The organism is Streptomyces sp. NPDC059371 (genome assembly GCF_042751995.1).
Lineage (GTDB): Bacteria > Actinomycetota > Actinomycetes > Streptomycetales > Streptomycetaceae > Streptomyces.
On record NZ_JBHYXD010000135.1, the window covers coordinates 1 to 9,131 of the forward strand.

The following is a 9,131-nucleotide window of genomic DNA, read 5'->3' on the forward strand; positions in this document are numbered from 1 at the left end:
GGGCGGGGGGGGGGGGGCCCGGGCGCCGCGGGGCCCCGCGCCCCCCCCCCCCCCCCCGCAGTCTTGGCCCGCCCGGCGGGGCCCGCCGCGCCGGGGCCGCCGCCGGCCCCCCCCCCCCTCGACGGTCACCGTGTTCCAGTGCCGCTTGTTCATGTGATAGCCGGGGACGATCAGTCCCGGGTGCTGCTCGCGCAGCCGGAGCGCGTCGTCCGGGTCGCACTTCAGGTTGACCGTGAGCGGGCGCCCGTCCAGGTTCGTCAGCGCGAAGAGCTTGCCCAGCACCTTGAAGACCGAGGTCTCGGGGTTGAAGGGGAAGTCCTCGACGGCCGCGTTGAAGGACAGACAGAACGCGCGCAGCTGCTGCGGGGTCACTCCGGCTTCTCCTGCTGCGGGGAGCCCGCCGGGCCGACCGGCTCGACGAGGACCGTGACGATCTTGTTCCGGCGGCCGGCGGCGGCCTCGGCGGTGAGCCGCAGCTCGCGTCCGTCGGGCAGTTCGACCACCGAGGAGGCACCGGCGATGGGTACCCGTCCCAGGGCCTTGGCGAGCAGCCCGCCGACGGTCTCCACGTCCTCGTCGTCGTAGGCCTCGAAGCCGTACAGCTCGCCGAGGTCGCCGATGTCGAGGCGGGCCGTCACCCGGAAGCGGTCGTCGCCGAGCTCCTGGACGGGCGGCAGCTCGCGGTCGTACTCGTCGGTGATCTCGCCGACGATCTCCTCGAGGATGTCCTCGATGGTGACGATGCCGGCGGTGCCGCCGTACTCGTCGATGACGACGGCGACATGGTTGCGCTCCTGCTGCATCTCGCGCAGCAGATCTCCGGCGTTCTTGGTGTCGGGCACGAACGTGGCGGGCCGCATGGCCGTGGACACCAGCTCGGACTCGGCGTCCCGGCTGATGTGCGTCTTGCGGGCCAGGTCCTTGAGATAGACGATCCCGACGATGTCGTCCTCGTTCTCGCCCGTGACGGGTATGCGGGAGAAACCGGAGCGCAGGGCCAGGGTGAGGGCCTGCCGGATGGTCTTGTAGCGCTCGATGACGACGAGGTCCGTGCGGGGCACCATGACCTCGCGCACGAGGGTGTCGCCGAGCTCGAAGACGGAGTGCACCATGCGGCGCTCCTCGTCCTCGATGAGCGACTCCTTCTCGGCGAGGTCGACCATCGCCCGCAGCTCCGCCTCGGAGGCGAACGGGCCGCGCCTGAAGCCCTTGCCGGGGGTGAGCGCGTTGCCGATCAGGATCAACAGCGGCGGGATCGGCCCCATGATCCGGGCGAGCGGCAGCAGGACGTACGCCGCCGCGGTCGCGGTGTTCAGCGGGTGCTGGCGGCCGATGGTGCGCGGCGAGACACCGACCGCGACGTACGACACGAGGACCATGACGGCGATCGCGACCGCGAGTGCCTGCCAGGTCTTGTCGAACTCCTTGAGGCAGGCGAAGACGACGAGCGCGGCGGCCGCCATCTCGCAGACCACGCGGACCAGCAGCGCCACGTTCAGATAGCGCGTCGGGTCCGCCGTGACCTGAGCGAGCTTGGCGCTGCCGCGCCGGCCGCCGCGGACCGCCTCCTCGGCGCGGAAGCTGGAGACCCGCGCGAGGCCCGCCTCCGCGCAGGCGGCGAGCCAGGCGACGACGACCAGGACGATGGCACCGACGACAAGCTGTGGACTCATGACACGGTCGGGGCCGGAGACGGACCCGTGATGCCCTTCTCCGCGCGCCAGCCGTCCACGATGGCGGCCTGGAGGCCGAACATCTCGGCCTTCTCGTCGGCTTCCTCGTGGTCGTAGCCGAGGAGGTGCAGCACGCCGTGAACGGTGAGGAGCTGGAGTTCCTCGTCCATGGAGTGCTGCGTCGGGGCGTCCTTCCCCTGCTGCTCGGCGACCTCGGGGCAGAGCACGATGTCGCCGAGCAGCCCCTGCGGCGGCTCGTCGTCGTCCTTCGACGGCGGGCGCAGCTCGTCCATCGGGAAGGACATGACGTCCGTCGGACCCGGCAGATCCATCCACTGGATGTGGAGCTGCTCCATGGCGTCGGTGTCCACGACGATCACCGAGAGCTCGGAGAGCGGGTGGATGCGCATCCGTGTCAGCGCGTAGCGGGCGATGTCGAGGATCGCCTGCTCGTCGACCTCGGTTCCGGACTCGTTGTTGACGTCGATCGACATGGCGGTGCTGGTCTACTTCCCCTTGTGGCCCCGGCTCTTGTGGGAGCCGTTCTCGGTGCCGTTCTCGCTGTCGTACTTCTCGTACGCGTCGACGATACGGCCGACCAGCTTGTGCCGGACGACATCCTGGGACGTGAGCCGCGAGAAGTGCACGTCGTCGAGGCCCTCCAGGATGTCCTGGACCTGCCGCAGACCCGACTTCGTGCCGCTCGGGAGGTCGACCTGCGTCACGTCACCCGTGATCACGATCTTCGATTCGAAGCCGAGCCGGGTGAGGAACATCTTCATCTGTTCGGGGCTCGTGTTCTGGGCCTCGTCCAGAATGATGAAAGCATCATTCAGGGTCCTGCCGCGCATGTACGCGAGCGGTGCGACCTCGATCGTGCCCGAGGCCATCAGCTTCGGGATCGAGTCCGGGTCGAGCATGTCGTGCAGGGCGTCGTAGAGCGGGCGCAGGTAGGGGTCGATCTTCTCGTAGAGCGTGCCGGGCAGGAAGCCGAGACGCTCGCCGGCCTCGACCGCCGGGCGCGTCAGGATGATCCGGCTGACCTGCTTGGACTGGAGCGCCTGGACGGCCTTCGCCATGGCGAGGTACGTCTTGCCGGTACCGGCGGGGCCGATGCCGAACACGATGGTGTGCTTGTCTATCGCGTCGACGTAGCGCTTCTGATTGAGCGTCTTGGGGCGGATGGTGCGGCCTCGCGAGGACAGGATGTTCTGCGTGAGCACCTCGGCCGGAGTCTCCTGGCCGTCGCCCTCCCCGTTCTCGCTCGCCCTGAGCATGGCGATCGAGCGTTCCACTGCGTCCTCCGTCATGGGCTGCCCCGTGCGGAGCACCAGCATCATCTCGTCGAACAGGCGCTGGACGAGAGCGACTTCACCGGCGTCGCCGACCGCACTGATCTCGTTTCCCCGGACGTGGATGTCGGCCGCCGGGAAGGCCTTCTCGATCGCGCGCAGCAGGGCGTCTCCGGAACCCAGAACGGTCACCATGGGGTGCTTGGCCGGGACGGTGAAGTGCGCGCGCGCCTGCCCCTGTGCGGGGCCGTGAGCTGTGGGTGTCTGAGTCATGGGCCGGCTCTGTAGGCCTGCGTATCCTCCTCGGTCGGCACGCTTGCCACACGGGCAGCCTTGCGTTCCCAGCGTACGTCGCGGCGCACACGGACCCGTAGGGCTTTTCCCGCGGTGACGAGGTCGTGACCTGAGGAGGCCCCTTCAGCCCCTCAGCCCCTCAGACGGAGCGGCCGAAGCCGATCGTCGGTACCGCCCGGCGCAGCGGCCAGGGGCGGGTGACCTCGGGGAGCAGGCCCTCCAGGAAGGCGTATCGGCTCAGGGCCGCCGGGTCCTGGTCGGCGACCGAGTGGACCCGGCGCCACCATGCGGCGATCTCCGACCAGCCGGGCGCCGACAGCGATCCGCCGAATTCCTGGACCGAGAGCGCGGCGGTCAGCCCGGCGAAGGCGAGCCGGTCGGCGAGCGGCCAGCCGGCGAGGGTCCCCGTGACGAAACCGGCCACGAAGACGTCCCCGGCGCCGGTGGGATCCAGTGCCTCGACGGCGATCGCCGGGACCTCGGCGCTCTCACCGGAGCGCCCGTCCACGGCGTAGGCGCCGTCGGAGCCGAGGGTGACGACCGCCAGCGGCACGTGCTCGGCCAGCGCGTGGGCCGCGGCGCGGGGGCAGTCGGCGCCGGTGTAGCGCATGGCCTCCTCGGCGTTCGGCAGGAACGCCTCGCAGTGCGCCAGATCGGCGAGGCCCGCCAGGTCCCAGCGGCCGGTGTCGTCCCAGCCGACGTCCGCGAAGATCCGGGTGCCCCGGCTCGCGGCCTGCTCGATCCAGGGTGCGCGGACGCCCGGGGTCAGCGAGGCGACGGCGGCCCGCGCGTGCGGCGGGGAGTCCGACGCGGGCTCCTCCAGGGGTGCCTCGTGCCCATGGCTGACCATGGTCCGCTCACCCTCGTACGCCATCGACACGGTGACCGGCGAGTGCCAGCCCGGCACGGTCCGCGACGGCGTGAGGTCGATGTGCTCGCCCTGCTCCAGGGCGTCCCAGCAGTACTCGCCGTAGTGGTCGTCGCCGAAGGCGGCGGCGAGGGAGGTCCGCAGGCCGAGACGGGCTAGGGCGGTGGCCATGTTCGCGACGCCGCCGGGGCTCGATCCCATGCCCCGCGCCCAGGACTCGGTGCCGCGCACGGGGGCGGAATCGAGCCCGGTGAAGATGATGTCCAGGAAGACCGTGCCCGTCAGGTAGACGTCCCAGGGCGGGTCACCGGCCGTGCGCAGCGCGGCGAGCGGGTCGACATGGGCCTGGCGGAACGGTCCCTCGCCGTTGATCACGGTGCGCTCCCTGGAGGGTGGTACGGATCTGGCCAGTGTGCACCACACCGCCCGCCCGGGCCCGTGGTCGCCGCCGTGACACCAGCGCTCCACGGGGCACACGGGACGCACCCCCACCCGACCCGCGTCCGGGGGCACCCGGCCGGCGTCCGGGACCCGCCCGCCGTCGGCCGGTCCCGCGTCCGGGACCCCCATCCGCCCACGACGGGGACCCGCTCAAGCCCACGACCGGCCCCCGCTCAGCCGACGTCCGGCCCCCGCTCAGCCGGCATCCGGCCCCCGCTCAGCCGGCATCCGGGCGCCGCTCAGCCGACGTCCGGCCCCGCTCAGCCGACGTCCGGGCGCCGCTCCAGTCCAGGACCGGAGCCCGCTCCCGCCCGTGCCGCCCGGAGCCCCTCCCACCCCGTTCACCTGCGTGGTTCGCCCCGGCGGCCGTCCGCGCGTGTGGCGCCGGCACAGGCCGGGCGGCCGGGTTCGCCCTCCGCTCGGCGGCCGAAAGGACACGTCAATACCCCGGGTGTGCCACAGCAAACAAAGAGTGCCCCAGATCACACCGATACGCCTTCTTCGCGGACCCCCCGCCTTGATACAAATTGCCCGCGCGTTCCTGTCCGTCGACAGCCGCCCCTCCCCCCTCTCTTCTTGAGCCGCTCTCGCACGCCCTGGGAACGCCCGTGTCCGCCCGCACCGCCACGCCCTGGCCCCTCGTCGCCCTTTTCACGGCCGGGTACCTCGCCGCGTACCTCCTCCCCACCACCGTCGGCCGCCTCGACGCGGGGCTCCCGCTGTCGGCCACCCAGGCCGGAGCCGTCGGCAGTGTCCTGCTGCTGAGCTCGGCCTCGGCCGGCTTCCTGCTCGCCTCCCGCGTCGACCGTTTCGGCCCGCGCGCGCTGGCCCGCGCCGGGCTGCTCCTCGCGGCCGCCGGCTACGGCACCGCCGCGCTCTCGGCGGCCGTCCCCCTGGTGGTCGCCGGCGCGGTCGTCGGCGGCTTCGGCTCCGGTGCGGCCACCACGGTCGCCGCGACCGGGATCGCCGGCCGGCCCGATCCCCACCGGGTCACCACCCTGGGTCTGTTCGGCGTCTCCGGCCTCGCGGGCACCCTGTACCTGACCATCCCCCACCTCGGCCCGGGGCACGGTCAGCCGCTCGCCGCGATCGCCTGCACCGCGCTGCTCGCGCTGTCCCTGACGGGCCGCCTTCCCGCCCGCACACCGGCCGACCGCGCCCGGCGCGCCACCGGCCCGCTCCCGCACCGCCGTTCCGGGCTGCTGCTCGCCGCCACGATGCTCTTCTGGTCCCTCGCGCAGAACTCCCTGTGGGGCGTGAGCGGCCGGATAGGCCTGGCGCAGGCGGGGCTCACCGAGGTGAAGGTGGGCGCGGTCTTCGCGGTGGCGCTCGGCACGGGGCTGCTCGGGACGATCGGCGCGGGCGCCCTCGGCCCGCGGCTCGGCCGGGCAGTGCCGATCGGCCTGGGGACGGCGCTGATCGCCGGCTGCATCGCGCTGAGCGCGGCGGCCACCGATCTGACGTCCTTCGCGACGGGCGAGATCGCCTGGAACGCGCTGTACCCGGTCGTGCTCTCGTACGTGATCGGCCTCGCCGCGTCCATGGACCCGCGCGGCCGGTGGGCGGTCCTCGTGGGTTCCGCCTCCTCGCTCGGCACGGCGTGCGGCCCGCTCACCGGCAGCCTGCTGTCCGAGCGGGCGGGCTACCCGGCCATGGGGGCGGTCCTGGCCGCCGGCCTGCTGATCGTCGCCGTCCCGATGACGCTCGTGGCCCTGCGCCCGCGCCGCGTCGGCCAGATCGTCGAGATCCCCGTCCCCGAGATCCCCGTGGCGGAACTCCCCGTCGTGGAGATCCCCATGGCCGAGATCCCCGTCATCGAGATCCCCGTCGTCGGAATCCCGCTGGAGGGTGTGCCAGCTCAGCGGGGCGCGTACGGCACGGCGGGACCCCTGCGCACGGCCGCCGCGCCCGCACCCGATGCCGTGAACGCCTGACTCCCGCGGGTGCCCGCCCGCCCCGAGGAGGGGAGGGTGGGCGGGCGCTCGACGGGCTACGGGCTACGGGCTACGGGCTACGGGCTACGGGCTACGGGCTACGGGCTACGGGAACGCGTACGCCTCGACCTCGGCGATGTACCGCGCCCGCCGCTCCTCGTCGTGCTCCAGGAAGGACGCCTCGAACGAGTTGCGCGCCAGCTCCCGCAGCCTCTCCTCACCGAGTCCGAGGGCCTCGCGCACGGCGCCGAAGTTGTCGCCGGCGTAACCGCCGAAATAGGCGGGGTCGTCGGAGTTGACCGTGCACAGCAGCCCGGCGTCCATCATGGCGGGCAGCGGGTGCTCCGCCAGGACGTCCACGGCGCGCAGCCGTACGTTCGACAGCGGACACAGCGTCAGCGGCACCCGCTCGCGGACCAGCCGCGCGACGAGCTCGGGGTCCTCCATGCAGCGCAGCCCGTGGTCTACGCGCTCGACGCCGAGGACGTCGAGGGCCTCGGTGATGTACGCGGGCGGCCCCTCCTCGCCGGCGTGCGCGACGCGCCGCAGCCCGAGTTCGGCGGCGGCCTCGTACACCGCGCGGAACTTGACCGGCGGGTGGCCGACCTCGGCCGAGTCGAGGCCGACGCCGGTGATCCGGTCGAGGTAGGGCTTCGCGGCCTCCAGGGTGTCCATGGCGGACTCCGCGGACTCGTCGCGCAGGAAGCACATGATGAGCTGGGTGGAGACCCCGTGGGTCTCCTCGCTGCGCCCGAGCGCCCGCCACAGCCCCTCGACGACCGTCCCCATCGGCACGCCCCGGGCGATGTGCGCCTGCGGGTCGAAGAAGATCTCCGCGTGCCGTACGCCCTGGGCGGCGGCGCGCGCGAGATAGGCGTCGGCCAGGTCGGCGAAGTCCGCCTCCGTCCGCAGGACGGCCATGAGCTCGTAGTACAGGTTCAGGAAGGTCTGGAGGTCGTCGAAGAGATACGCCTCGCGCAGCTCCTCGGTGTCCGCGTACGGCAGGGTGACGCCGTTGCGCGCGGCGAGCGCGAAGGCCAGCTCGGGTTCGAGGGTGCCTTCGATGTGCAGGTGCAGTTCAGCCTTGGGGAGGGACATCGAAGCATCGTACGGTTCCTCCCCCGACGTACCGAAAACAGCGTCTTCCCGGCACCGGGCGCCCCGGACCCTGTCCGCCGTGTCCTCGGTGCCGCTTCGGAACCGTGTCCTCAGTGCCGCTTCGGGACCGGCACCCGCACCAGGTCGTGCGCCACCGTCAGCTCGCCGTCGAACCCCGCCGCGCGGGCCTCGTGCTCGAACGCGCCGGGGTCGGGGTAGCGCTGGCTGAAGTGGGTGAGCACGAGGTGCCGCACCCCCGCCTCCTTGGCCACCCGGCCTGCTTGACCCGCCGTCAGATGTCCGTGGTCGGCGGCCAGTTGGTGATCCCCGTCGAGGAAGGTCGACTCGATGACCAGCAGGTCGCAGCCCTCGGCGAGCGCGCCCACTCCCTCGCACAGCCGGGTGTCCATGACGAACGCGAACCGCTGCCCCCGACGGACCTCGCTGACGTCGTCCAGCGTGACGCCCCGCAGCGCGCCCTCCCGTTGCAGGACCCCGACGTCGGGACCCTTGATCCCGTGCTCCCTGAGCCGCTCCGGCAGCATCCGCCGCCCGTCCGGCTCGACCAGCCGGTACCCGAAGGACTCGACGGGGTGGGAGAGCCTGCGCGCCTCCAGGGTGTACGCGGGGGTCGTCGCGAGGACGCCGTCGTCCGCGACCGGCGCCTCGGTCAGCGGCACCGTCTCGCGGTAGGCGGTGGCGTACCGCAGCCGCTCGAAGAAGTGCTGCCCGGAGAGCGGGTAGTGCGCGGTCACCTCGTGCGGGACGCGGTCGAGGTTGATGCGCTGGATCACCCCGCCGAGGCCGAGCGCGTGGTCGCCGTGGAAGTGGGTGACGCAGATGCGGTGCAGGTCGTGCGCGGCGACCCCGGCACGCAGCATCTGGCGCTGGGTGCCCTCACCGGGGTCGAAGAGGAGACCCTCGCCGTCCCAGCGGAGCAGATAGCCATTGTGGTTGCGGTGCCGGGTCGGGACCTGGCTGGCGGTGCCGAGGACCACCAGTTCGCGTGCGGACAAGGCCGGCTATCCCGGCGGCCACTGCATGCCGCGGCCGCCCAGGAGGTGGGCGTGCGCGTGGAAGACGGTCTGGCCGGCGCCGCTGCCGGTGTTGAACACGACGCGGTAGCTCTCCAGTTTCTCCTCGCCCGCGACCTCGCCGGCCTCGCGCAGGACGTCCGCCGCGATCGTGGGCTCGGCGGCGGCCAGGGACGCGGCGTCGGGGTAGTGCACCTTGGGGATGACCAGGATGTGGGTCGGTGCCTGCGGGTTGATGTCGCGGAACGCCACGGTCGTGTCGCTCTCGCGCACCAGCGTCGCCGGGATCTGCCCCGCCACGATCTTGCAGAACAGGCAGTCGTCCCGCGGTTCCCCGCCCGCGTCCCGCCTCGGCTCCTGCGCCATGCGTGTGCCTCCTCACGCCAGCCGATCATTACCTGGGCATGCTAGCGGCCCGGCGGGGGGTGGGGGGTGGGGGGGGGGCGGCGCTGAGGGCGCGGCCCGCCCGCCCCCCGCAGGCCCCCCCAGGCGCCGGG

General features: G+C 72.6%; 9 protein-coding genes. 1 reads left to right on the forward strand and 8 read right to left on the reverse strand.

Translation table 11 applies throughout. From position 1 onward, the window contains the following. From ACFXGX_RS39860 to ACFXGX_RS39880, 5 genes are all read right to left on the reverse strand, one after another. Positions 1-372: MmcQ/YjbR family DNA-binding protein (locus ACFXGX_RS39860; RefSeq protein WP_384802248.1), on the reverse strand; the 372-nt coding region annotated here is incomplete at its 3' end. Further along, positions 369-1,673: a hemolysin family protein gene (locus ACFXGX_RS39865; protein ID WP_384802251.1), complete on the reverse strand. Its 1,305-nt coding sequence runs from the start codon at positions 1,671-1,673 to the stop codon at positions 369-371. The genes ACFXGX_RS39865 and ACFXGX_RS39860, both read right to left, overlap by 4 nt. After that, on the reverse strand, positions 1,670-2,167 hold the full coding sequence (gene ybeY / locus ACFXGX_RS39870) for an rRNA maturation RNase YbeY (protein WP_384802254.1): 498 nt from the start codon (positions 2,165-2,167) through the stop codon (positions 1,670-1,672). Before ybeY ends, ACFXGX_RS39865 begins: the two co-directional genes overlap by 4 nt. A gap of 12 nt (positions 2,168-2,179) precedes the next feature. Beyond that, positions 2,180-3,238 carry a PhoH family protein gene (locus ACFXGX_RS39875; RefSeq protein ID WP_384802257.1) on the reverse strand — a complete coding sequence of 353 codons (1,059 nt, stop codon included), beginning with the start codon at positions 3,236-3,238 and terminating at the stop codon, positions 2,180-2,182. A 160-nt stretch (positions 3,239-3,398) separates the two neighbouring features. Further along, a complete protein-coding gene (locus ACFXGX_RS39880; RefSeq protein WP_384802260.1) occupies positions 3,399-4,502 on the reverse strand; it encodes a carbohydrate kinase family protein in 1,104 nt (367 codons plus the stop codon). A 674-nt stretch (positions 4,503-5,176) separates the two neighbouring features. Here ACFXGX_RS39880 and ACFXGX_RS39885 point away from each other — a divergent pair. Next, complete coding sequence (locus ACFXGX_RS39885; protein WP_384802263.1) at positions 5,177-6,502, forward strand: MFS transporter; 1,326 nt, start codon at positions 5,177-5,179, stop codon at positions 6,500-6,502. Between the two features lie 105 nt (positions 6,503-6,607). Here ACFXGX_RS39885 and ACFXGX_RS39890 read toward each other — a convergent pair whose 3' ends face one another. From ACFXGX_RS39890 to ACFXGX_RS39900, 3 genes are all read right to left on the reverse strand, one after another. After that, positions 6,608-7,600, reverse strand: a complete 993-nt coding sequence (locus tag ACFXGX_RS39890; RefSeq protein WP_384802266.1) for an adenosine deaminase — start codon at positions 7,598-7,600, stop codon at positions 6,608-6,610. 110 nt (positions 7,601-7,710) lie between these two features. Further along, positions 7,711-8,616, reverse strand: coding sequence for a ribonuclease Z (locus tag ACFXGX_RS39895; RefSeq protein WP_384802269.1), 906 nt, complete (start codon positions 8,614-8,616; stop codon positions 7,711-7,713). Between the two features lie 6 nt (positions 8,617-8,622). Then, a complete protein-coding gene (locus tag ACFXGX_RS39900; RefSeq protein ID WP_384802272.1) occupies positions 8,623-9,000 on the reverse strand; it encodes a histidine triad nucleotide-binding protein in 378 nt (125 codons plus the stop codon). Positions 9,001-9,131: the final 131 nt, after the last annotated feature.